General features: G+C 66.6%; 20 protein-coding genes. 15 read left to right on the forward strand and 5 right to left on the reverse strand.

Going from position 1 to position 23,875, the window contains the following annotated elements; genetic code table 11:
• Nucleotides 1-64 precede the first annotated feature (64 nt).
• The 8 genes from AC1D0O_RS15815 to AC1D0O_RS15850 all read left to right on the forward strand — a co-directional run bounded on the left by AC1D0O_RS15815 (nucleotide 65) and on the right by AC1D0O_RS15850 (nucleotide 11,157).
• Nucleotides 65-1,519: a benzaldehyde dehydrogenase gene (locus tag AC1D0O_RS15815; RefSeq protein WP_477654459.1), complete on the forward strand. Its 1,455-nt coding sequence runs from the start codon at nucleotides 65-67 to the stop codon at nucleotides 1,517-1,519.
• An 80-nt stretch (nucleotides 1,520-1,599) separates the two neighbouring features.
• On the forward strand, nucleotides 1,600-2,367 hold the full coding sequence (locus AC1D0O_RS15820) for a coniferyl-alcohol dehydrogenase (protein ID WP_477654460.1): 768 nt from the start codon (nucleotides 1,600-1,602) through the stop codon (nucleotides 2,365-2,367).
• Between the two features lie 86 nt (nucleotides 2,368-2,453).
• Entirely contained in the window at nucleotides 2,454-4,130 is a 1,677-nt protein-coding gene (locus AC1D0O_RS15825; protein WP_477654461.1) for a DUF1302 domain-containing protein, read from the forward strand.
• Between the two features lie 23 nt (nucleotides 4,131-4,153).
• Nucleotides 4,154-5,512, forward strand: a complete 1,359-nt coding sequence (locus tag AC1D0O_RS15830) for a DUF1329 domain-containing protein (protein ID WP_477654462.1) — start codon at nucleotides 4,154-4,156, stop codon at nucleotides 5,510-5,512.
• Complete coding sequence (locus AC1D0O_RS15835; protein WP_477654463.1) at nucleotides 5,512-6,567, forward strand: WD40/YVTN/BNR-like repeat-containing protein; 1,056 nt, start codon at nucleotides 5,512-5,514, stop codon at nucleotides 6,565-6,567. The genes AC1D0O_RS15830 and AC1D0O_RS15835 overlap by 1 nt, the downstream gene beginning before the upstream one ends.
• Nucleotides 6,568-6,621: 54 nt before the next feature.
• Nucleotides 6,622-9,033 (forward strand): efflux RND transporter permease subunit, encoded by a 2,412-nt coding sequence (locus AC1D0O_RS15840; protein ID WP_477654464.1) that lies wholly within the window; start codon nucleotides 6,622-6,624, stop codon nucleotides 9,031-9,033.
• Nucleotides 9,030-10,169, forward strand: coding sequence for an ABC transporter substrate-binding protein (locus AC1D0O_RS15845; RefSeq protein WP_477654465.1), 1,140 nt, complete (start codon nucleotides 9,030-9,032; stop codon nucleotides 10,167-10,169). Before AC1D0O_RS15840 ends, AC1D0O_RS15845 begins: the two co-directional genes overlap by 4 nt.
• Before the next feature lie 31 nt (nucleotides 10,170-10,200).
• Nucleotides 10,201-11,157 (forward strand): alpha/beta hydrolase, encoded by a 957-nt coding sequence (locus AC1D0O_RS15850; protein WP_477654466.1) that lies wholly within the window; start codon nucleotides 10,201-10,203, stop codon nucleotides 11,155-11,157.
• Nucleotides 11,158-11,166: 9 nt separating this feature from the next.
• On the opposite strand, the gene AC1D0O_RS15855 is transcribed toward AC1D0O_RS15850, so the two are convergent.
• Entirely contained in the window at nucleotides 11,167-13,179 is a 2,013-nt protein-coding gene (locus AC1D0O_RS15855) for an acetoacetate--CoA ligase (protein ID WP_477654467.1), read from the reverse strand.
• A gap of 77 nt (nucleotides 13,180-13,256) precedes the next feature.
• Between AC1D0O_RS15855 and AC1D0O_RS15860 the strand changes: the two genes are divergently transcribed.
• The 7 genes from AC1D0O_RS15860 (at nucleotide 13,257) to AC1D0O_RS15890 (ending at nucleotide 19,117) form a co-directional block, all read left to right on the forward strand.
• Nucleotides 13,257-13,952, forward strand: a complete 696-nt coding sequence (locus tag AC1D0O_RS15860; protein ID WP_477654468.1) for a hypothetical protein — start codon at nucleotides 13,257-13,259, stop codon at nucleotides 13,950-13,952.
• A gap of 10 nt (nucleotides 13,953-13,962) precedes the next feature.
• A complete protein-coding gene (locus AC1D0O_RS15865) occupies nucleotides 13,963-14,853 on the forward strand; it encodes a hypothetical protein (RefSeq protein WP_477654469.1) in 891 nt (296 codons plus the stop codon).
• A 40-nt stretch (nucleotides 14,854-14,893) separates the two neighbouring features.
• On the forward strand, nucleotides 14,894-15,337 hold the full coding sequence (locus AC1D0O_RS15870) for a ribonuclease HI family protein (RefSeq protein WP_477654470.1): 444 nt from the start codon (nucleotides 14,894-14,896) through the stop codon (nucleotides 15,335-15,337).
• Between the two features lie 94 nt (nucleotides 15,338-15,431).
• Nucleotides 15,432-15,824, forward strand: coding sequence for a RidA family protein (locus tag AC1D0O_RS15875; RefSeq protein ID WP_477654471.1), 393 nt, complete (start codon nucleotides 15,432-15,434; stop codon nucleotides 15,822-15,824).
• A gap of 66 nt (nucleotides 15,825-15,890) precedes the next feature.
• Complete coding sequence (locus AC1D0O_RS15880; protein ID WP_477654472.1) at nucleotides 15,891-16,511, forward strand: TetR/AcrR family transcriptional regulator; 621 nt, start codon at nucleotides 15,891-15,893, stop codon at nucleotides 16,509-16,511.
• 239 nt (nucleotides 16,512-16,750) lie between these two features.
• Nucleotides 16,751-17,635: an alpha/beta hydrolase gene (locus AC1D0O_RS15885; RefSeq protein WP_477654473.1), complete on the forward strand. Its 885-nt coding sequence runs from the start codon at nucleotides 16,751-16,753 to the stop codon at nucleotides 17,633-17,635.
• 195 nt (nucleotides 17,636-17,830) lie between these two features.
• On the forward strand, nucleotides 17,831-19,117 hold the full coding sequence (locus tag AC1D0O_RS15890; protein ID WP_477654474.1) for a solute carrier family 23 protein: 1,287 nt from the start codon (nucleotides 17,831-17,833) through the stop codon (nucleotides 19,115-19,117).
• Between the two features lie 72 nt (nucleotides 19,118-19,189).
• Here AC1D0O_RS15890 and AC1D0O_RS15895 read toward each other — a convergent pair whose 3' ends face one another.
• From AC1D0O_RS15895 to AC1D0O_RS15910, 4 genes are all read right to left on the reverse strand, one after another.
• A complete protein-coding gene (locus AC1D0O_RS15895) occupies nucleotides 19,190-20,344 on the reverse strand; it encodes an ABC transporter substrate-binding protein (RefSeq protein WP_477654475.1) in 1,155 nt (384 codons plus the stop codon).
• A 240-nt stretch (nucleotides 20,345-20,584) separates the two neighbouring features.
• The gene (locus tag AC1D0O_RS15900; RefSeq protein ID WP_477654476.1) at nucleotides 20,585-21,736 is read right to left on the reverse strand and encodes an ABC transporter substrate-binding protein; all 1,152 of its coding nucleotides are present in this window, start codon (nucleotides 21,734-21,736) and stop codon (nucleotides 20,585-20,587) included.
• Between the two features lie 227 nt (nucleotides 21,737-21,963).
• A complete protein-coding gene (locus AC1D0O_RS15905) occupies nucleotides 21,964-22,302 on the reverse strand; it encodes a hypothetical protein (RefSeq protein ID WP_477654477.1) in 339 nt (112 codons plus the stop codon).
• 168 nt (nucleotides 22,303-22,470) lie between these two features.
• Complete coding sequence (locus AC1D0O_RS15910; protein ID WP_477654478.1) at nucleotides 22,471-23,775, reverse strand: hypothetical protein; 1,305 nt, start codon at nucleotides 23,773-23,775, stop codon at nucleotides 22,471-22,473.
• Nucleotides 23,776-23,875 lie beyond the last annotated feature (100 nt).

A 23,875-nucleotide genomic window follows, 5' to 3' on the forward strand; every position in this document is an offset into this window, starting at 1 on the left:
GCGATACAGGAGCACGACGCGCCGATGTGGCGAGCTGATCAAACAACCGTAAGGACAAAAGCAAATGGGTGTATCCGACGCGATGGCATTTCTGGATTTTTCCGCGCTGGCGCAAGCGCCGCTGGGCGGCGGGAAGCGCGACGTGGTCGAGCCGGCGACCGGCAAGGTGATGTGCACGGTGGGCATCGCCAACGCGGCGGATGTGGCCGCAGCCACGCGGGCGGCGGCCAACGCGCAGCAAGCCTGGGCCGCCCTTCCCCCGCGTGAAAGGGCCGACGTCTTTCGCCGCGCCGGCGCGCTGTTTCAGCAGCACTTCGACGAACTCGCGCTGTATGCCACGCGGGAAACCGGCGGCATCCTGCCCAAGGGGCAGCATGAAATCCGCGAAGCCATCACCATCTGCCACCTGGCCGCCGCCATGCCGCTGCAGCCCCAGGGCCATGTGCTGCCCAGCGTGCCGGGCCGCACCAGCATCGCCCGCCGCGTGCCGCACGGCGTGGTGGGTGTCATCTCGCCCTTCAACTTTCCGTTGATCCTGACGCTGCGCGCGGTGGCGCCGGCGCTGGCCGCGGGCAATGCCGTGGTGATCAAACCCGACATCCGCACACCGGTGACCGGCGGCCTGATGATCGCGCGCATTTTTGCGGAAGCCGGCCTGCCCAGGGATTTGCTGCATGTGTTGCCCGGCGATGCCGAAGCCGGCGAGGCTCTGGTCACCGACCCGCGGGTGCCCATGATCGCCTTCACCGGTTCGCCCGCGGTGGGCAGGCGCATCGGCGAGCTCGCGGGCAAGCACCTCAAAAAAGTGTCGCTGGAACTCGGCGGTGCGAATTCGCTGATCATCCTGGACGACGCCGACCTGGACATCGCCGCGAGCAACGCCGCCTGGGCCGCCTACCTGCACCAGGGCCAGATCTGCATGGCCGCCAACCGCATCCTGGTGCACCAGAGCATCGCGGCCCCGCTGCTGCAGCGCCTGGTCGCCAAGGCCACGCACCTGCCTGTCGGCGACGGCGCCACCGGCCAGGTCGCGCTCGGGCCGCTGATCGACGCGCGCCAGCGCGACCGCGTGCATGCCATCGTGCAGGACAGCATCAAGGCCGGCGCCAAGCTGGAAGCCGGCGGAAGCTACGACGGCCTGTTCTACAAGCCGACGGTGCTGTCGGGCGTGAAGCCCGGCATGCGCGTGTTCGACGAGGAGACCTTCGGCCCGGTGGCCAACATCGTCACCTTCGGCAGCGACGAGGAAGCGGTCGCGCTGGCCAACAACAACAGCGGCAGCCTGGCTTGCGCCGTGATCTCGCGCTCGGTGGGCCGCGCCATGGCGGTGGGGCAGCAACTCAAGGCCGGCATGGTCCACATCAACGACCAGACCGTCAACGACGACTGCGTCAACCCCTTCGGCGGCCCCGGCATCGCGGGCAACGGCAGCAGCGTGGGCGGCCCGTCCGACTGGGAGGAGTACACGCAATGGCAGTGGATGACCGTCAAGGACACCGCGCCCATGTTCCCGTTCTGAGCTGGCTTTCCCCCAAATTATTTCAAGGAGACACCGATGAAACCCCATGCCGATACCGGCCCAACGCTAGCGGAGGCTCTATGAGCCTGCAAGGCAAAACCATTGTCATCACCGGCACCTCGTCCGGCATAGGCGCCGAGGTGGCCCGGCTGGCGCGCTTCCAGGGCGCGGCGGTCATCGGCATGGACCGCAACGATCCCAGCCTGACGCTGGACGGCTTCATCAAGGCCGACCTCGGCACCGCCGCGGCGATAGACGCCGCAGTGGCCCAGTTGCCGATGCACGTCGACGCCCTGTGCAACATCGCCGGCGTGCCGGGCACGGCCGACGGCGAGCTAGTGGCCCGCGTGAACTACCTGGGCCTGCGGCACCTGACGGAAAAAGTGCTGGCGCGCATGCCGCGCGGCGGCAGCATCGTCAACGTGGCGTCCATCCTGGGCGCCGAATGGCCGCAGCGGCTGGCCCTGCACAAGGAGCTGGCGGCCGCCAAGGGTTTCGAAGCCGGCGCCGCATGGCTGCGCGGCCACCCGGTGCCGCAGGCCACCTGCTACCAGTATTTCAAGGAAGCCCTGATCGTCTGGAACGCCACGCAATCGCAGGAGTGGTTCCTGGGCAAAGGCGTGCGCATGAATTGCGTGGCGCCCGGCCCGGTGTTTACGCCCATCCTGGGCGACTTCGTGGCCATGCTGGGCCAGGAGCGCGTCCAGGCCGATGCCCACCGCATGCTGCGCCCCGGTTTTGCCGACGAAATCGCACCCGTCATCGCCTGGCTGTGCGGCGATGCCGCGCGCTGGGTCAGCGGCGCCAACATTCCTGTCGACGGCGGCCTGGCCTCCACCTATATCTGACTACCTCTAGCGACGGCACGCCAAGGATGCGAGGGCATCCATCCCCAACCCACGACAAACACGACACATAACGAGGAGACAAAATCATGACAAAACTATTCACCCCCTTCAGGCTCAGCACGCTGGCGCTGAGCTGCCTGGCCTGCATGCTGCCGGCCCATGCCTTCGAGCTGGAGTCCAGCGACCCCGACACCAAGATCCGCCTGGACTTCACGCCCAAGTACAGCCTGGCCTGGCGGATGAAAGACCCGTCCGCGCTGCTCACCTCGCCGGCCGCCCGCGGCGACGGCGGCGTCACCAACGAGAACGACGGCGACCTCAACTTCAAGAAGGGCCTGATCTCCAACCGCGCCGACCTGCTGACCGAGTTCGACTACAGCCGCAGCAACTGGGGCCTGCGCATCAGCCACTCCGCCTGGTACGACTCGCAGTACCTGCGCGCCAACGCCAACGACGGCACGGCCGGCGTCAGCAACTTCGCCGGCCAGCCCGTCAACCAGTTCGTGCCCGCCACCCGGGACCAGCACGGCCGCGGCGACGAGTTCCTCGACGCCTTTGTCTGGGGCAAGGGATCCCTCGGCAGCATGCCGGCTTCGATACGCGTCGGCAAGCACGCGCTGCAGTACGGCGAGAGCGTGTTCTTCGGCCAGAACGGCATCGCCAACGCGCAGGGCCCGGTGGACATCGCCAAAATCGTCTCGGTGCCGAACTGGCAGTTCAAGGAAGTGCTGCTGCCGGTGGAGCAGATCTCCGGCACGCTGCAGGTGGCCGAGGGCGTGACGCTGGGCGGCTACTACCAGCTCAAGTGGCGGCCCAGCAAGATCCCCGGGGTCGGCAGTTATTTCTCCAACCAGGACTACATAGGCGGCGGCCGCGTCTACCTCGGCGGGCCGGTGCTGCCCACCGACACCAGCCGCGACCAGAAGCCGGGCGACAGCGGCCAGTTCGGCGCGCAGCTGCGCTGGGCGCCGGCCGGCGGCAACTATGAGTTCGGCCTGTACGCGGCGCGCTACAACGACAAGACCCCGGCCGTCCCGGTGTTCGACCTGATCAACGGCAATGTGCACAACGTCTATGCCAAGGGCATCAAGACCGTGGGCGCCAGCGTCACCTCGTCGATAGGGCAACTCAACTGGGCGCTCGAAGGTTCGCTGCGCAGCAATGCGCCGCTGGCCAGCGACCCGGCCGTGCTGGGCGGTGCGCCCTTCATGCCGCCGGCCAACTGCGACGGTTCGGCTTCCAACCCCTGCTATGCCACCGGCAGGACGGCGCACGTGAATTTGTCGGGCATCTATGTGCTCAACAAGTCCGGCCTGTGGGACGGCGGCGCCCTGGTGGCGGAGCTGGCCTGGAACCGCTTGCTGAGCGTCAGCAAAAACCCCAGCGCCGTCGGCTTCGGCGGGCTGGACCCCAACGCCACGCGCGACGCGGCGGCCTTTCGCATGATCTTCGAGCCGCAGTACTTCCAGGTGCTGCCGGGCCTGGACCTGTCCATCCCATTGGGCCTGGGCTACAACTTCGGCGGCCGCTCCTCGGCCGTCATCAATTTTGCCGGCGGCGCCAGCAACGCGGGCGACGTGAGCATAGGCATCAAGGGCAAATACCAGAACGTCTGGAACTTCGCCCTGAACTACACCGCCTTCTTCGGCAAGGAAAACACCCTGACCGTCACGGACCCCAGCACCCCCACCCGCATGCTGTCCTATGGGCAGAGCCTGAAAGACCGCAACTACGTTTCCTTCACCGCTTCCCGCACTTTCTGAAAAACATTACCGAGACAACCATCATGATGCACACCGCAAAACATTCATGGCTCGTGGCCGCCCTGCTGGCCGGCGCCATGTCCGCCCAGGCCGCCGTCACCGCCGAAGAGGCCGCCAAACTCAAGTCCTCGCTGACGCCCATGGGCGCCGAGAAAGCCGGCAACAAGGACGGCAGCATCCCGCCCTGGGAAGGGGGCCTGGCCAAGGCCGCGCCGGGCTACAAGAACGGCGATGCGCGGCCCGACCTGTATCCCAACGAAAAACCCATCCTGTCGATCAACGCCAAAAACATGGCGCAGCATGCCGACAAGCTGACCGACGGCGTGCAGGCGCTGATGAAGAAGTACCCCGATTTCCGCATCGACGTCTACCCCACGCACCGCACCGCGGCGGCGCCGCAGTCGGTGTACGACAACACCTTCAAGAATGCCACGCGGGCCAAGACCATCGAGGGCGGCTACGGCATGGAAGGCGCTTTTGGCGGCACGCCCTTCCCGATTCCCAAGGACGGCTATGAAGCCATGTGGAACCAGCGCACGGCCTGGCGCGGCGGCAACTTCGCCATGCCGATGCGCGTGTGGGTGGTGACCTCCGACGGCAAACGCACCATGGCCTCCGGCGGCACGCAGACCATACGCCAGGCCTTCTACGACAAGGACGGCAGCGCCGAGAAGTTCGACGGCTACTACCAGTACGGCAAGCTGGTGGTCAACGCGCCGGGCTCCAAGGCGGGCGAGGCCATCCTGGCGCTCGACGGCGTTTCGGAAGCCGCGCCGCGCGGGCTGTGGCAATACCTGGTGGGCCAGCGCCGCGTGCGCAAGGCGCCTTCCGTGGCCTATGACACGCCCGACTCGGTGACCTCCGGCATAGGTTTGTTCGATGAGGCGTTCACGCTGTTCGGCCCCATCGACAAGCACGAGCTCAAGCTGGTCGGCAAGAAAGAAATCTACATCCCCTACAACAACAACCGCGCCGCCTCCGCGAAGATCGAAGACCTGGTGACGCCCAACACGCTGAACCCCGCGCAGGTGCGCTGGGAGCTGCATCGCGTGTGGGAAGTCGAGGCCACGCTGGCGGCCGGCAAGCGCCACGTGGTGCCCAAGCGCAAGTACTACATCGACGAGGACTCCTGGCAGATCGCGCTGTTCGACGGCTGGGACGCCAAGGGCCAGCTCTGGCGCACCAACTACGCGCTGATGCTGACGGCGCCCGACATTCCGGCGGTGACCAACATCGTGCTGTGGGGCGGTTATGACATGCAGACCGGCGCCTACTACCTGAACATGGCCTCCAACGAACTGCCCAAGCAGTACGAAGTGCAGCCGCCGATCCCGCGCTCCTTCTTCAGCGCCGAGTCGCTCGCCAGCGAAGGTGCGCGCTGATGGCCGGACCCACCCGTCGGCAGGCCGTCCTGGCGGGGCTGGGCGGGATTGCCGCGCTGCCCGCCTGGGCGGCCGGTGCGCCGGCCGTGCTGTCGCAAGCCGCGCTGCTCACACCCAAGGCCTTGGCCGCGGCCACGCTGGCCGTGGCACGGGCCGGCGACCGGCTGGTGGCGGTCGGCGAGCGCGGCACGGTGCTGCTGTCGGACGACCATGGCGCAAGCTGGCGGCAGGCGCAGGTACCTGTGCAAGCCACCTTGACCGCCGTGTGTTTTACCGACGCGCGTAACGGCTGGGCCGCGGGCCACCTGGGCGTGATCCTGCACAGCGTGGATGGCGGTGCCACCTGGCAGAAACAGCTCGACGGCGTGCAGGCGGCCGAACTCGTGAAGCAGGCCGCGGAGCGTTCAGGCGATGCGGGCGCCATGGCGCAGGCGCAGCGCCTGGTGGAAGAAGGCGCGGACAAACCTTTTTTCGACCTCGAATTCATCGACGCCCAGCGCGGCTTTGCCGTTGGCGCTTACAACCTGATGTTCGCCACCACGGACGGCGGCAAGAACTGGACGGCCCTGGGGCCGCGGCTGCCGAACGCCAAGAACCTGCACCTGTACGGCGTGCGCGCGCGCGGCCGCACGCTGGTGATCGCCGGCGAACAAGGCCTGCTGCTGCGCTCCACCGACGGCGGCGCCAGCTTCAGCGCGCTCGCGTCGCCTTACAAGGGCAGTTTCTTCGGCCTGCTGCAAACACGCGGCGGCGCGCTGGTGGCCTACGGCCTGCGCGGCACGGCGTATCGCTCCACCGATGAAGGCTTGCACTGGGACAAGCTGGACACCGGCCTGCCCATGGCGATCGGGACCGGCATGGCTTTGCCGGGCGGCGGCTTTGTACTGGTGAGCCAGGCGGGCGATGCCCTGCTGGGCGGCGCGGACGGGCCAGCCCTCAAGCGCATCCCGGCGCGTGAAGCCGTTCCGGTTTCCGGTGCCGCCCTGGCGGCCGACGGCGGCCTGGTGCTGGCGAGCCTGCGCGGCATGCGGCGTGTGGAACTGCCCGCCAGCTAAAAGAAAAAAGAAGAGAACCTCCGGAGACCAGCGCCGCGCACGCGGCAAGACTTTATGCACGCCGATTCATCCTCCTCCACCCAACCCGTTGTCGCGCGGCTTGAAGATTTCGACACGCGCTCGGGCACGCTGCTTGAGCGCGCTTTTTTCAACCACCGGCCCTGGGTCATGGCGGTGTGCGTGCTGCTCACCCTGTTGCTGGGCTGGCAGGCCACCAAGTTGCGGCTGAACGCCAGTTTTGAAAAAACCATTCCCACGGGCCACCCCTACATCGTCAACTACCTGGCGCACAAGAGCGACCTGGGCGGCCAGGCCAATGCGCTGCGGCTGGTGGTGCAGGCCCGGCAGGGCACGATCTTCGACAAGGCCTACCTCGACGCGCTGCAGAAGATCAATGACGAGATCTTCCTGCTGCCCGGCGTGGACCGTCCTTTCATGAAGTCGCTGTGGACCTCCAATACCCGCTGGGTGGCCGTGACCGAGGAAGGCCTGGACGGCGGGCCGGTGATCCCCGATGCCTACGACGGTTCGCCCGCCAGCCTGGCCGGCTTGCGCGCCAACGTCGAGCGTTCGGGCGAGATCGGCCAGCTGGTCGCGGGCGACTTCAAGTCCAGTATCGTGTTCGTGCCGCTGCTGGACCGCAACCCCGAGACGGGGCAAGCGCTGAATTACGGCGAGCTGTCCCGGCAGATCGAAGTCCTGCGCGCCAAATACGGCAGCGACACGCTGCAGGTCCGCGTGACCGGCTTCGCCAAGGTGGCGGGCGACCTCATCGAAGGATTGCACCAGGTGCTGCTGTTTTTCCTGCTGGCCCTGGCCATCACCACGGTGGTGCTGTTCGGCTACACGCGCTGCAAGCGCAGCACGGCGCTGGCGGTGGCCTGCTCGCTGGTGGCGGTGGTCTGGCAGTTCGGCCTGCTGGCGCTGCTGGGCTACGAGCTCGACCCGTATTCGGTGCTGGTGCCTTTCCTGGTGTTCGCCATCGGCATGAGCCACGGCGCACAGAAGATGAACGGCATCATGCAGGACATAGGGCGCGGCACGCACCGGGTGGTGGCCGCGCGCTACACCTTCCGGCGCCTCTTCGTGGCGGGCCTGACCGCGCTGCTCTGCGATGCCGTGGGCTTCGCGGTGCTGGTCATCATCCAGATCAAGGTCATCCAGGACCTGGCCCTGATCGCCAGCATAGGCGTGGCGGTGCTGATCTTCACCAACCTCGTGCTGCTGCCCATCCTGCTGTCCTATGTGGGTGTGGCGCCCGCAGCGGCGGCGCGCAGCCTGCGCCAGGAAACCTCGCAAGGGACGCAACGTTCATGGCTGTGGGCCTTGCTGGACCATTTCACGCAGAAGCGCTGGGCCACGGCGGCGGTGGTGGTTGCGGCTCTGATGGCCGCGGGTGGCTATGCCGCCAGCCTGCATTTAAAAATCGGCGACCTGGATCCCGGCGCCTCCGAGTTGCGGCCCGGCTCGCGCTACAACCAGGACAACGCCTATCAGATCGCCCACTACGCGGCCAGCGCCGACATCCTGACCGTAATGGTGACCACACCCGCGGATAAGTGCACGGCCTATGGCACGCTGGCCAAGGTGGACGCCCTGGCCTGGCAGCTGGAGCAACTGCCCGGGGTGGAATCCACCAACTCCATGGCCGCGCTGTCCAAGCTGGCCATGGTGGGCTACAACGAGGGCAACTTCAAGTGGTTTGAACTGCTGCCCAACGAAGGCGCCCTGGGCGGCGTGCAGACGCGGGCGCCGCGCGAGCTCTTCAACCAGAGCTGTTCATTCCTGGCGCTCTACGTCTACCTGAAAGACCACAAGGCCGAGACGCTGGCGCGCGTGGTGGCCGACGTGGAGCGCTTCGCGGCCTTCAACAACACGCCCGACGTGAGCTTCAAGCTGGCGGCTGGCAGCGCCGGCATAGACGCGGCCACCAACATCGTGGTGGGCAAGGCCATGCGCGAGATGCTGCTGTGGGTGTATGCGGCGGTGGTGATCCTGTGCTGGATCACCTTCCGCTCCTGGCGTGCGGTGGTGGTGGCGGTGCTGCCGCTGGTACTGACCTCGATCCTGTGCGAAGCGCTGATGGTGGGCCTGGGCATGGGGGTGAAGGTCGCCACGCTGCCGGTGATCGCGCTGGGTGTGGGCATAGGTGTGGACTACGCGCTGTATGTGCTCAGCATCACGCTGGCCCGCATGCGTGAAGGCGCCAGCCTGTCCGAGGCCTACCACCACGCGCTGCAGTTCACTGGCCGCGTCGTGCTGCTCACCGGCATCACGCTGGCTCTGGCCGTCGGCACCTGGGCTTTTTCGCCGATCAAGTTCCAGGCCGACATGGGCATCTTGTTGGCCTTCATGTTTGTGTGGAACATGGTAGGGGCGCTGGTGCTGCTGCCTGCGCTCGGGTATTTCCTGCTGCGGCCGGCAGTAGCCCTGCCCACGCCGATCGATGCACGAGTGCCGGTATGAGCCGCTGTAGCGACACGCTGGCCCGCCACACGCGCAGGCTTCTTGCGGCGGCGATGCTGCTATGCGCGGCCGCGGCAAGCCATGCCGCGCCCGAGGCACTGGTCATCGGCCAGTCGCTGCCGCTCACCGGCGCGGGTTTTCCGGTCGCCAACCGTGTGCTGGCCGGTGCCCGCGCGCATGTGGAGCGCATCAACGCGTCGGGCGGAATTGCCGGGCGACCCATCGAGCTGGTGACGCTGGATGACGGCGGCGACCCCAGGCGTGTGGCGGCCAACCTGCGCACCCTGGTGAGCCGGCACAAGGCGGTGCTGATCGCCAATTGCCTGGGCGAGCGGGCTTGCCTTGAAGCCGCCCAGGCCACGCGCGAACTTCGCGTGCCGCTGGTCGGACCGATGTCGGGCGCTTCGGCATTGCGTTCTCCCGATGTCCGCCATGTTTTCAGCCTGCGGCCGGATGATGCGCGGGAGGCCGATGCGTTGGCACGCCAGTTGGCGTCCATAGGCGTCACCCGGGTGGCGGTACTCGCCGACGATTCCGAGCCGGCGCGCACCGCGGCGCTGATGGCTGCCTTGCAGCGCGACGGCCGCCAGGTCACGCGCATCACGGCCGACGCGCGCCTGGCGTCCATCGAAGCCGCGTTCCGTGACGTGGCCAAGGCCGCGCCGCAAGCGCTGGTCCTCAACCTGGGTAACGAGGTGCTGGATGCGCTGGGCCGGCTTCCGGCCTCGGCCTATGACAGCGTGCCGTCCACCGTCGCCACCTTGTCGACGGCCGGGCTCACGCAGCTGACACGGCTGTTTCGCAACCGGCTGGTGGGCTACACCAGCGTGGTGCCGAATCCCGAGGTGGCACGCCTGCCCATCGTGCGTGAACTGGAACGCGATGCCGACGATTTCATCGGCCCCGAGGCGATGACCTTCGAAGGCCTGGAGTCCTACCTGAACCTGCGTGTCTGCACGGAAGCCTTGCGCCGTGCCGGCCCGCGCGCCGACGGCCAGCGCCTCGGCGAGGCGATTGAAAGCCTTGGCGCACTGGACCTGGGCGGCTTCAGGCTCTCGTTCGGCCGGGAGCGGCACCACGCATCGGACCATGTCGAGATCGGCATGCGCGCGCGCGACGGCAAATTAATTAGATGACCACATGACCCACCCACGAGGAGACTCCCGAATGAATGCTGTTGTGAAGCCAGTGCTGGAAACGGCCGATATGGATCCTGGCCTGGCCGGCTTTCTCGCCCAGGCCGCCGCGCAGGGCAACCCGCCCCTGGAAAGCCTGCCCCCCGCCATCGCACGGCAGGTGTACCGCGAACTTGCCGACACACTGGGCCTGCCGGCCCCGGCCATCGGGAAGGTAAAAGACATCAGCTTCCCCGGACCGGGCGGCCCGCTGTGCCTGCGCGCATACAGCCCCGACGCCCCAGGCCCCTGGCCCGTGCTGCTCTACGCACATGGCGGCGGTTTTGTCATAGGCGACCTGGAGACCCATGACAAGGTCTGCCGCACGCTGTGCCACCACAGCGGCATGCTGGTCGTGGCGGTGGATTACCGGCTGGCGCCCGAACATCCCTTCCCCGCCGCGCCGGACGACGTCGAGGCCGCCTTGCGCTGGGTGCTCACGAACCCCGCCGCGCTGGGCGGCGACGCCGGTCGCATCGCGGTGGCCGGCGACAGCGCCGGCGCGCAACTCGCGTTGGTGGCATCGCGCCGCGTGAACGCGAAAGCCGTCCGTGCCCTGGGCCTGATCTATCCCGTAGCGCAGCACCCCAGCCAACCCAGCGCGTCCTATCCAGAGAACGAAGGCAAATTTCTCACCATGGATGTGATGCAGTGGTTTATGGCCAGCTACCTCGGCAAGCAGGCCGATGCGGCCAAGCACCCAGACTTTGCCTTGCTGGACTCAGGCGGCCTGGCCAGCCTTCCCGCCACCTGGGTCGCCACCATGGGCCACGACCCGCTGCGCGACGAAGGCCACGCCCTCGCACAGCGCGTGGCCTCGGCCGGCGTGGAGGTGGCGCACCGGCATTACCCGGAGGCGATTCATGCCTGTATCCATTTCACGGCGGTGTCGCCTGTCGGCCTGCGGGTCATGACGGACCTGGCGCAGTGGTTGCGCGCGCGGGTGTGAGCCCCCTGCTCAATCCCGCAGATCACCTGCGGCACGTTTTTGCGCAAAGGCCACGTACCAGTCCAGGCAAGCGGGGTTGGCCATCGCGTCGCGATTCAGCACCTTCTCCAGCGGCTGGCCCAACAATAATTTCTTGATCGGCAACTCCTGCTTCTTGCCGGATAGCGTGCGCGGGATTTCGGGCACGGCAAAGATGTCGTTGGGCACGAAGCGAGGCGACAGCGCGGTCTTGACGGCCTGGTTGAGCTTGGCTTTCATCGCCTCATCGAGCACCTGGCCGGGCCGCAGCACAACGAAGAGCGGCATATAACTTTCGCGCCCCAGGTATTCGAGGTCGACCACCATGGAGTCCAGCACTTCGGGCAGCGCCTCGATGGCGCTGTAGAGCTCGCTGGTGCCCATGCGCAGGCCGTGGCGGTTGATGGTGGCGTCGCTGCGGCCGTAGATGATGCAGCTGCCCGAGCGCGTGACCTTGAGCCAGTCGCCGTGGCGCCAGACGCCGGGGTAGGTGTCGAAGTAGCTTGCCAGGTAGCGCTGGTTGTCTTTGTCGCCGACGAAGTAGAGCGGCATGGAAGGCAGCGGCTGGGTGCAGACCAGTTCGCCGACTTCATCGACAACGGACTCGCCCTTGTCGTTCCAGGCGTCGACGGCGCAGCCGAGGATGCGGCATTGCATTTCGCCGGGAACCACGGGCAGCTCGCGGTTGCCGCCTATGAAGGCGCCGGCGAAATCAGTCCCGCCAGAAATATTGCACCACCAGATGTTGGGGTTTCCAATCTTTGCGAATTGCGCAGTGCCCCAGCGCTGCGTGTCTTCGCTCAGCGGCGAGCCCGTCGTCCCCAGGGTTCTGAGTCGGCTCAAATCTCCACATTGCGCAATGTCGATCCCTGCCTTCATGCAGTTCGCAAAGAAGGCCGCGCCCGCGCCGAAGAAGGTCGCGCGGGTGTTCGCGACAAAGCGCCACAGCGTGGTCCAGTCGGGCTTGTCCTTGTTCGTGCCGGCCGGGTTGCCGTCGTAGATGCAGCAGGTCGTGCCGTTGAGCAGGCTGGCGGCCTGCACATTCCACATGATCCAGCCGGTGGAGCTGTACCAGTGAAAGCGCTCGGGGTTCGCCGGGTCGGCATGGCTGGGCGCCAGGTCGTTGTGCAGGCGCAGCAGCGCCAGCCCCACCAAGGCCACACCGCCATGGCCGTGGACGATGGGTTTGGGCAGGCCGGTGGTGCCGCTGGAATAGACGATCCACAGCGGATGGTCGAAGGGCAGCCACAGCGGCTCGAAGTCCGCGGTTTGGGCATCGTCGCGCGCGACGGCCTGCGCGAAACGCGCGTGGCCGACCGGCAGATCAAAGGCTGGAAGAATCTCGTGGATGAGCACATGCGTGACGCTGGGCAGGGCCGCGACCAGTTCGGCCACCGCCTCATCGCGCGCCATGTCGCGCCCGCCGTAGTGCACGCCGTTGCAGGCGATCAGCACCTTGGGCGCGATCTGGCGAAAGCGGTCCAGTACGGCGGGCGTGCCCATGTCGGGCGCGCAGACGCTCCAGACGGCGCCCAGGCTGACCGTCGCGAGAAAGGCGACCATGGTTTCAGGCGTGTTGGGCAGGTAGGCCGCCACGCGATCGCCGGGCTGCACGCCCTGGGCCTTCAAGTGCAAAGCCAGCGAGGCCGCCTGGCGGCGCATCTCGGCCCAGCCGAGTTCGTGCGCCGCCTCGCCCTTCGCCAGGCTGGCTTCGCCGTGGCTCAGGATGGCGGGCACGCCCGCCGCTTCGGCCGCGGCCGCATGGCGGAACACCTGCTGCGCGTAATTGCCCTGCGCGCCGGGAAACCATTCCGCCCCCGGCATGCTGCGCCGGCCCAGCACGGCCGTGTGCGGCGTGGGCGACTGGACCTCGAAAAAATCCCAGATGCTTTGCCAGAAGGCGTCGAGGTCGCTGACCGACCAGCGCCACAAGGCATCGTAGTTGTCGAAGGACAGGCCGCGTGTGGCCTGCAGCCAGTTCTGGTAGTGGCGTATCTGGAACATGGGCGCAACCATAAACCAAGTCGGACGGGCAGGCCGTCGCTTATATTCCCAGTGTCTGTAACTCCTGGATACGTTTCATGTTTTTTCGCTCTTCAGCCTTTATGTGGGCCGCGGCCGCCCTGATCCTCTCGGGTTGCGCCACCAAGGTCCAGTCGCCGGTGAGCTTTGCGCCGGCCGCGCTGAAGTCAAACAATCAGCGGGTCGGTGTGGCCATGACGCAGTTGCCCAAACCTGAAATGCATATCAACGGGGCCGCTTGCCTGCTTTGCATCATCACGGCCAACGCGGCCAACTCCACCCTGAACAAGCACGCGGCCACCCTGGCGCTGGAAGACCTGCCGGGGCTGAAGGACAAGGCGGCCGCCGCGCTGCGCCAGAAGGGAGTCAACGCCATCGTTATCGATGAGCCGCTGGATATGACCGCCTTGCTGGACACCAGTTCAACCAGCCCCAATGCCGCGGCCAAAAATTTCGCGCCATTCAAACAAAAGTACGGCGTCGACAGCCTGCTGGTGCTTGATGTCCACTCCGTGGGTTTCGTCAGGAATTATTCGGGCTACATCGCCAGCGGCGACCCCAAGGCGCTTGTGCGCGGCACGGGCTATATGGTCAACCTCACGACCAATACCTATGAGTGGTACCTGCCGGTGTACGTGGCCAAAAGCGCCGACGGCAAGTGGGACGAACCCACGGCGTTCCCCGGCCTGACCAATGCCTACTACCAGGCGCTGGAGATCGGCAAGGACAATTTCCTCCGGCCGCTGGCCAATTGAAACAGCGCCCATGAAACACCGGCAAACAGGTTTCCTCGGTTCGGCCCTCGTGGCCCTCGCGGGCCTGGGCTTGTCGCCGGCCCATGCCATACCGGCCGATGTCTCGTGGTCGCTGTTCTCGCCCAAGGAAGAGGCGGTGGCTTACCGGGGCCTGGCCAGCATGGATGCGGCCGGTAGCCAGGGCGCAGGCATGATGTATCCCGCACCTCACGTGGGGGGCTTTATCGCGGCGATCATCACGCACGGCCTGCTGGCGGATTCCCAGAATGACCGGCAGAAGCAGGCGCTGCAAGCCAAGGCGGACATGGTGCTAGGGCCTTACCGGCCGGTGCTGGACGACTACAAGCACACGGAGTTGATGCAAGCCGCCCTCGACAAGACGCCATGGGGCGGCGCCAAGACGCTGGCCGGCCCGGCGCAGGCGCGCGGCACGGGATGGGTGGTGGAAAGCCTGCCCTTCTTTTCCATGACGCAGGACCAGCGGGCCCTGGTGCTGGACAACGTCGTGTCGGTATACCCGCCCGGCGAGATGAACAAACCGCTTTACCAGTCCACGGTACGCGTGGTGTCGCAGCCCCGGATGGCGCCGGACATGCAAAGGTACTGGAAGGACGACGCGGGCGCTGCACTCAAGGCTGAGAGCGCAAGCCTGCTGGCGCATTCCCTGGCGCTGGCGCTGCAGGAGACGGCGCCGCCCGTGACCGGTGATGCGACCGCCTTTCGCACGGTGCGCTACCGCGAAGGCGAAGCCGAGAAGATGGAGCGGGCGCAGGTCCTCAGCCAGGCGTGCGAGCGCCAGGTGATCAGGACACTGCGCGGCTGGCTGATGTCGGTTCCCTCACCGGCCGTGGCCGGCCCGTCCGCAGCCGCCTGCGAACCGGCACTGCCGGGCTGGAAGTAGGCCGTCCGGCCTTGCGGAGACGGCCGCCTGAAAGCGCCTGTTGAACAACGAGCCCTGGCTGATCCACTGCGACGGCAGCGCCGTGCCCAACCCCGGCCGCATGGGTCTGGGCGCGGTGCTCACGGCGCCTGACGGCACGCGGCACTCGCTGTCTACCCAGGCGGACGGCCGGGGCTGCAACAACGAGGCGGAGCTGCGCGCGCTGATGGCGGCGCTGCAGGAAGCCAGGCAGCGTGGAGCCACCGAGCTGGTCGTTCACTGCGACAACAGCGTGGTCGTGGAACACCTGTCCGGGACCGCCCTCGAGCCCTTTGTGCGCCTGGCCGCACTGTTTGACGAAGTGCGCGCCGAGTTGCGGTCTTTCGCGTCAGCGCGGCTGGTGTGGATCCCGCGCCACCGCAACCGCGAGGCCGATGCCCTGGCCAGGGCGGCTGTGGGGCTGCTGCCCAAGAAGCCGGCCACGCCTGCCAGGCGCCGCCGTTAGCGGCAGATCCATGCTTCGTCCTGGCGCGAAGCATGGCCGCTCCCTTGCGGGGTACAAAGACAACAGTACCCCACACCTCACCCGGAGCATCGCCATGGCCAAAGAAATCATTCGCGTCGAACCCATTTCCACCTGGCTGGAGCGATGGAAAGCGCCCACCTCGGTCGTTACGCGCCATGACGACACCGTTTACGTATCGGGCCTGCCACCGTTTGACCCGGCCACGGGCGAAGTCATCAATGCCTCCCTTGAATGCCAGACCGAGCTGGTGCTGGAGCAGATGAAGCGCTGCCTGGAAACGGCGGGCTCTTCGCTGGCGCAGGTGCTCAAATGCAACGTCTATTGCACCTCGGTCGAGAAGTTCGCGGCAGTCAATACGATTTATGCCCGGTACTTTCCCAAAGACCCGCCGGCCCGGATCTTTGTCTGTGTGCCCGCCTGGCCGGGCCACTTTGACATTGAGATCGATTGCGTGGCCGCCTGCTAGAAGTGTCCAAAACCGGGTTTTCGGGAGGGGATTACTCTTTCGCACAATCGTGCTAATATTCGCGCCATGGACGCCAAAACCCAGAAAAGCGAAATGACCCGCGCCGCCATCATCGGCGCAGGTCTTGACCTGGCCGCGGCGGACGGCCTGGAGGCTATCACCCTGCAGGCTGTGGCGGACCGCATCGGTCTTTCCAAGAGCGGCGTGTTTTCACGCATCGGCTCACGCGAGGCTTTGCAAAAGGCCGTGATTGAAGAATTCGGCCGGCGCTTCATTGCCGATGTGTTTGTGCCCGCCATGCAGCAGCCCAAGGGCTTGCCGCGGCTGGAGACGATCGTGCAGCGCTGGATTGTGCGCACGCGCGATGTCGAGGCCAAGTCGGGCTGCATTTACACTGCGGGCGCCTTTGAGCTGGACGACCGCGAAGGCGAACTGCGCGACGCACTGTTCAGCGAGATCACCCGTTGGCGCGCTGCGTTGCGGCGCACCGTGCTGCAGGCCGTGGAGGCCGGCCACCTGAAGGACGGCACCGACGCCGAGCAGCTGGTCATGGAAATCAGCAGCATCGCCATGGGGATGCTGCACGATGCCCGTTTTCTGCGCGACCCCCGCGCGGCCGAACGGGCTCAGGCATCCTGGAAGCGCCTGATCAAGAGCTACCAGACCGAGGCAGTCACCAACCAATAAGAGACAAAAAAAGGCGAAAGGGGCGGCAACGCCTTTTTCAGTGTTTGGGTAACTTTTAATTTCGCACGACTGTGCGGATAAATGAGGAAATCATGTTGATTCTGATCATTGCTTTAGGCGTGTTTCTTGGCGTTCGCGCCGGGACGGCGGTTCTGGCTTCGCTGCGCAGTTTGCCGCGCAGCAACGAAGACTGGATCTGGTACTGACATCCACAGAGAAGAAAAGAAGAGGATAACGCCATGACACGCACCTCCCTGCAGGCCACCTCGGCCTTCTACAACGCCAGCCCACTGACGCGCATCTTCCGCTGGGGCCTGGGCGCCTCGCAGCAGCTGTGGCCGGCACTGGCCGTGCGTGCGGCCTACCGCCTGTTCGGCACACCGCTGCCACCGAAGTGGATCAGCCGCCGCCGTGGCTGGAGCCCTGACTGGCACATCGAGCAATGGCCGTTTGAGGATGCCAGCCTCACGCTGTATTCGCGCCCCGTCGCGCCGCACGGCCCTGTCGTGCTGCTGGTGCACGGCTGGGGCGGCCATGCCGGGCAGATGCTGGCGCTCGCCGACCAGCTCAGCGCGCAAGGCCTGCGTCCCGTGATCGTCGAGATGCCGGCGCACGGCCGCAGCGGCGGCTCGGTCAGCAACCTGCCGCAGTTCGCGCGTGTGCTGGAATACGTGACGGCGCGGCTGCTGCAGCAGGGCCACACCCTGCGCGCGGTGGTGGCGCATTCGCTGTCGGCGAACGCCGGCGCTTATGCAGCCAGCCGCGGGCTGGCCGCTGGCCGGCTGGTGCTACTGGCGCCGCCTGCTTCGCCGCTCGAATACACGCGGCTGTTCGCCCACGTATTTGGCCTGCGCGAATCCACGCGCGCGGCCATGCAGCGGCGCATCGAGGCACGGGAAGGCATTTTGATGCCGCAGTTCGAGCCCGCGGCGGTCGGCCCGCGCATCAACCTGCCCACGCTGGTGGTGCATGACCGGCAGGACAGCATCAACCGCTTCGCCGACGGCGTGGCTTATACCGAAGCGATCGCCGGCGCGCGCCTGCTGGCCACCGAAGGCCTGGGCCACCGCAAGATCCTCAAGGACGACGAGGTGCTGAGGCAGGTGGCCGCCTTCCTGGCCTGACCGGGGTCGCTCCTTCTCCCTCTGGGAGAAGGGCTGGGATGAGGGCTCGCGGCGTTGGTGTTTCGCCTTGCTTGATTGAAGGCCGCCGGCCCTCACCCTAACCCTTTCCCAGGGGGAGAGGGAATAGGAGCGTCAGCCTTGTGCACAGACGACATTCCCCCTAGCATTGCCTCACTTTTACAAAGAGGAGACATGATGGGAATGCTGGACTGGACGGAAAAAAGCAGCGCGATCCTGCAACAGGGCGGCGTCATTGGCCCCGACGAACGCCTGCCCTGGCCGCAGACCGCGGTGATGGGCGTGCAGCACGTGATCGCGATGTTCGGCGCCACGGTGCTGGCGCCCATCCTGATGGGTTTTGATCCCAACATCGCCATCCTGATGAGCGGCATAGGCACGCTGATCTTCTTCATCGTCACCGGCGGCAAGGTGCCCAGCTACCTGGGTTCCAGCTTCGCCTTCATCGGCGTGGTGATCGCCGCCACGGCCTATGCCGGCAAGGGGCCCAACGCCAACCTGGGCGTGGCGCTGGGCGGCATCATCGCCTGCGGCGCGCTGTACACGCTGATCGGCGTGGTCGTGCAGTCCATAGGCACGGGCTGGATAGAACGTTTCATGCCGCCCGTGGTCACGGGCGCGGTGGTGGCGGTGATAGGCCTGAACCTGGCGGGCATTCCCGTCAAGAACATGGCCGCCGGCAACTTTGACGCATGGATGCAGGTGGTGACCTTTGTCAGCGTGGCCCTGGTGGCTGTGATGACGCGCGGCATGGTGCAGCGCCTGCTGATCCTGGTCGGGCTGATCGCGGCCAGCGTGATTTATGCGGTGCTGACCAACGGCCTGGGGCTGGGCAAGCCGATGGACCTCTCGGGCATCGCCAATGCGGCCTGGGTCGGCCTGCCGGGCTTCACGGCGCCGGTATTCAGTGCCAGTGCCATGCTGCTGATCGCGCCGGTCGCCATCATTCTGGTGGCGGAAAACCTGGGCCACATCAAGGCGGTGACGGCCATGACCGGCAAGAACCTGGACCAGTACATGGGCCGGGCCTTCATCGGCGACGGCGTGGCCACCATGGTCTCGGGCACGGCGGGCGGCACGGGCGTGACGACGTATGCCGAGAACATCGGTGTGATGGCCGCGACCAAGATCTACTCGACCGCCGTCTTCGTGGTGGCGGCGCTGATCGCCGTGGTGCTGGGCTTCAGCCCCAAGTTCGGCGCGCTGATCCAGGCCATCCCGCTGCCGGTGATGGGCGGCGTGAGCATCGTGGTGTTCGGCCTGATCGCGGTGGCCGGCGCCAAGATCTGGGTCGACAACAAGGTGGATTTTTCGGACAACAAAAACCTCATCGTCGCGGCCATCACGCTGGTGCTGGGCACGGGCGACTTCACGCTGCGCTTCGGCCAGTTCGCGCTGGGCGGCATAGGCACGGCCACCTTCGGCGCCATCCTGCTGTACGCGCTGCTGAATCGCAAGCTCTAAAGTGGCTCCAATCAAAAAAGCCCCGGCTGGTGCATGACCAGCCGGGGCTTTTTCATGGATGCCGTAGCGGGATCAGCCCAGGAAACGCCCGGCGGCGCCAAGCACGCCGAGGTCCACGAATTTGGAGCCGACAAAGGGCGATGCGGGGGCGTAGTCCACGCTGAAGCCACCCAGGTCGAACTTCTGCACGCTGCCCAGCGCGGTGCGCAGCTTGGCGCGCGTCACGTCGCGACCGGCGCGCTCCAGGCCTTCGGCCAGCACACGGGTGTTGACGTAGCTCTCCAGGCTGCCCAGCGAAAACTCCTGCTGGCCGATGGCGCGCATGGCGGCCTGGTAGTCGCGCACCACCTGGGACTTGGCGCGGTAAGGGTCGGGGAACACCATGGTCAACGCCAGGCCCGAAGCCGCGGCGCCCAGCCCCTTCAGGCCGTCGGCGGTCAGCGTGACGCTCAGGCCCGCCACCGGCAGCATGGGCGAGGACTTCTTGAGCGCGGCGATCAGGCCCACCGAGGCGGCGCCCGCCGTGCCCAGCAGCACGGCGCCGGGCTTGGCGGCGCTGACCTGGCTCACGACCTCATTGAGGTTCTTGCCGTCGGTGGCCAGCGCGACCTGCGCGGCCGCCTTGGCGCCCTGGGCCTGCAGCGCCAGCAAGGCGTCGGCCAGCACTTCCTTGCCGAAGCCGTTGTCCAGGTAGACGATGGCCAGGTCCTTGATGCCCATGCCCACGAGCTTTTGCACCAGGCGCTGGGTTTCGTCGGTGTAGCTGGCGCGCACGTGGAACACATTGCGCATGCCTTGCTTGCGCAGTGAGGAGGCGCCGGTCAGCGGCGCGACGTAGGGCAGGTTGGACTCTTCGATCAGCGGCACAATGGCCGCGTTGTTGGGCGTGCCTATGCAGGACATCAGCGCGAAGACGCTGCCGTCGCCTATCATTTTTTTGACGTTGTCCGAGGTGCGCTGCGGCACATAAGCGTCGTCCACCATCTGGAACTGCAGCACGCGGCCGTTCACGCCGCCCTTGGCGTTGATCTGGCCCATGGCGGCCTCCACGCCGAGCTTGAGATCGGCGCCGAAGCCGGCCAGCGGGCCGCTGAGCGCACCCGAAGAGCCGATGGTGACGGCCTTGGCGCTCAAGCCTTCCTGGGCGTAGGCATTGCGGATGAAAGCGGGAGCGGCGGCGAGGGCGGCCAGTTGAGGGGCGAACGAAAGAAAGCGGCGGCGAAACATCGCGAAAATCTCCGGAGTGGGGACGGCCAGGCGGGCCGAAGAAAAGACGGGGCCGCGCGGACCCCATACAGGACAACGGCCGCGTGGCGGCCGAATACTTTAAGTCTAAATGATTGCACATCGCGGGCCTGTCCGCTCGGCGACGCCGCGCTGCCGTTGGTCCGGCCGAAGGGCGGAAATGGCAAAGGCCCGGCCAGTCCATAGGACCGGCCGGGCCTTTCTAACCCCAGCGTGGCGGATTTAACCGATAAAACGGCCGCCGGCGCCCAGCACGCCGAGCTCCACAAACTTCGAGCCCGCGAACGGCGGCGCAGCGTAATCGACACTGAACCCGCCGAGGTCGAACTTCTGCAGGCCGGCCAGTGCATTGCGCAGCTTGGCGCGCGTCACCTCGCGGCCGGCGCGCTCCAGGCCCTCGGCCATGACAAGCGTGTTGATGTAACTCTCAAAGCTGACAGGCGAGAACTCCTGCTGGCCGGTGGCGCGCATCGCGGCCTGGTAGTCGCGGACCACCTGCAGCTTGGCGCGGTACGGATCGGGAAACACCATGGTCAGCGCCAAGCCGGAACCGGCCGCGCCCAGCGCCTTGATGCCGTCGCCCGCCAGCGTGACGCTCAGGCCCGCAATGGGCAGCATGGGCGAAGCCTTCTTGAGCGCGGCAATCAGGCCGACGGAAGCCGATCCGGCGGTGCCCAGCAACACGGCGCCGGGCTTGCCCGCGACGACCTGGCCGACGACGTCATTGAGGTTCTTGCCGTCAACGGCCAGTGCCGCCTGGACCGCGGCCTTGGCACCCTGCGCCTGCAGCGCGCGGTTGACGTCGATCAACACTTCCTTGCCGTAGTCGTTGTCCAGGTAGACGACGGCCAGGTCCTTGATGCCCATGCTCACGATGCGCTGCACCAGGCGCTGGGTTTCTTCGGTATAGCTGGCGCGCACATGGAACACGTTGCGCATGCCGGGCTTGCGCAGCGACGAAGCGCCCGAGCGCGGGCCGACGTAAGGCAGGTTGGACTCTTCAATCAGCGGCACGATGGCGGTGTTGTTGGGCGTGCCGATACAGGACATCAGCGCAAAAATGCTGCCGTCGCCAATCATCTTCTTGACGTTGTCGGCGCTGCGCTGCGGCACATAGGCGTCGTCCATCATCTGGAACTGCAGCGTGCGGCCGTTCACACCGCCCTTGGCGTTGATCTGGCCCATGGCGGCGTCCACGCCTTGTTTGAGTTCGGCGCCCACACCGGCCAGCGGGCCGCTGGTCGCGCCCGTGCAACCGATGGTGATGGCCTTGGCGGTCAGGCCGTCCTGGGCGTAGGCATTGCGGATGAAAGCGGGAGCGGCGGCAAGGGCAGTCAATTGAGGGGCGAACGAAAGGAAGCGGCGGCGAAACATCGCGAATCTCCAAAACAAAAGGGGGACGGCCGTGAAGCCGGAGAGGACAAGGCCGTGCGGCCTTGCGGGCTAAAAACGGCCCGCCACTCGGCGCGGCGACGCGCAAAGCAGCAGGTAAATCGTTTAACTCTCAACGATTCTAGGTAGAAACCCTGACAAATGGATGACACAGCGATGACTGCGCTGTGACGGCGCGAAGCCGGGGCAGGACCCGGCGTGTTGCGCGCTTAGCGTGCCGGAGACTGGCCGGTAGCCTTGGCCAGGGCGGCCTTGGTGGCCCTGAGTTCGCGCTCCAGGTCGGCGCGTTCATCGATCTGCTGCTCCAGCACCTCGTTGACCTGGGCCAGGTCTTCGGCGGATTCCTGGATGCGGGTTTCCAGCGCGTCGGTTTTTTTCAGTGCCTGGGCCACGTCGCCAGTCTGCACATGCGGCGGGACTTCCTGTTTGAGCACCGTGTTGATCACCAGCAGTTCGGCGGCCGACTGCTCCACGGTGTCTTTCACGGACTCGTTCTGGTCAAGCGCTCGTTCCAGTGGCGTGGGCACGACGTGTAGCTGCTGTGGCATGTCAAGGGCCTTGATGGATGGTGCGGGATCGTTGCCGCTGGTGAGCCTGTGCAAAAGCGAGGGCTTACAAATGGCGCTCGGGATTCAGGGGCGATTTTACGCGTTTGCCGCCTGCGCGGGCTTGCAAAGGCATTGGGGCGGGACAGGGTATCCACCCCTCCCAGGTGCTCAACGGGCCTTGGCGGGAGGCTTGGCCGCGCGGGCCGGCGGTGGCGCGGACGCGGGCGGCGCCGGCCCAGGGCTGAAGATCTTGCCCAGCGTGGCACCTACACGGGCGCCTATGGCGGTGCCCACGCCCGGCAATACGGCCGTGCCGACCACGGCGCCCGCGATGGCGCCCTTGGGCACGGAGAACGCGACATTATCCAGCGGGCCGCTGACGCTGAGCGGGACGCCGACAATGCCGTCCACCAGGTCGACGGCGAACTCGGCCTCGATCCGGCGGTTGGCGACCTTGGCCTGGCCCGACGCGGTCAGCGAGCCCGATGCCGCCTTGAGGTCCGTGTACGTGACCACCATGCCCTGCGGCGTGTTCTGCGTATCGAGCCGGCCGGTGACCGAGTCGAGCGGCGTCTGGCCGGCGTGCTCCTTGCCGGCGGTGCGCACGGCCTTGTCCAGGTCAAAGCGCAGCAAGGTGGACTTGCCGATGGTGAAGGGTGTCTGCGTGTGCAGCGACCGCGCCAGCTCTCCCACCGTATCGCCGTTGGCCGACAGCGTGGTTTCGCCCGAGGCCTTGCCGGCGATGATGGAGCGGCGGTTGAAGGCGGCCAACATGCTTTCGACTTCGACGTCCTTCGGCTGCAGCTCACCTTCCAGGTGCATGCGGCCGCCGGCGCGGAAGTCGAGCCTGATCTCGCCGTCCGCCGTGCCCCCGCCGACATGGATGCGCGCGGCCCAGCGGTCCTCCTGGCCCTGGCGGGTCAGCGCCAGATCCGTGGCCGGCCTGAAGCCCGGCCGGCGCAACTCGGCCTTGCGCGGACGCCAGCCTGGGTCGAAGTCGACCTCTCCGTCGTACACCACCGCAATGCCGCGCCGCGAGATCCAGGTCACGTCGCGGAACACAAAGCGCGCCAGCGGCAGTTCTTCGGCCGCCGCCTCGTCTTTCTCGCCCCCGCTGCCCAGGCCGCGCAGCGAGAGCTGGGGGACTACCGCGCCCTCCAGGTCGGCCCGGTCTATCTTGATGCGGCGCTGCAACAGCGCGAACACATCGGGATAGGCCGTGAGTTTTTTGATCAGGATGGGCTGGGGCTGCTCGGTGGCGGCGTCTTCCATCACCACCGCGGGCGAGGGAAACAAACGCCAGTGCAGTGCACCCACGCGCACCTTGGTGCCCAGCCGGGCCTCCAGCTCCACCGAGGCGCGGCGGGCCAGCTCCTCGTCGGACGGCAGCCAGCGCAGCAGGGCGACCCACGCCGCGCCCACCACGAGCACCGCGACGCCCAGTCCCAGCAGCCACTTGTTCGCGCGTGTCATCGAAGCAGGTCTCTCATGCCTGTCAGCTTAGGCCCCGGCGCGGCGCTTGCCGAGGCGACAAGCTGCCCACCTCTTGTAGGCCGCAACCGTATAGTCGGGA

The sequence above is a fragment of the Polaromonas sp. P1_F2 genome, assembly GCF_056405735.1.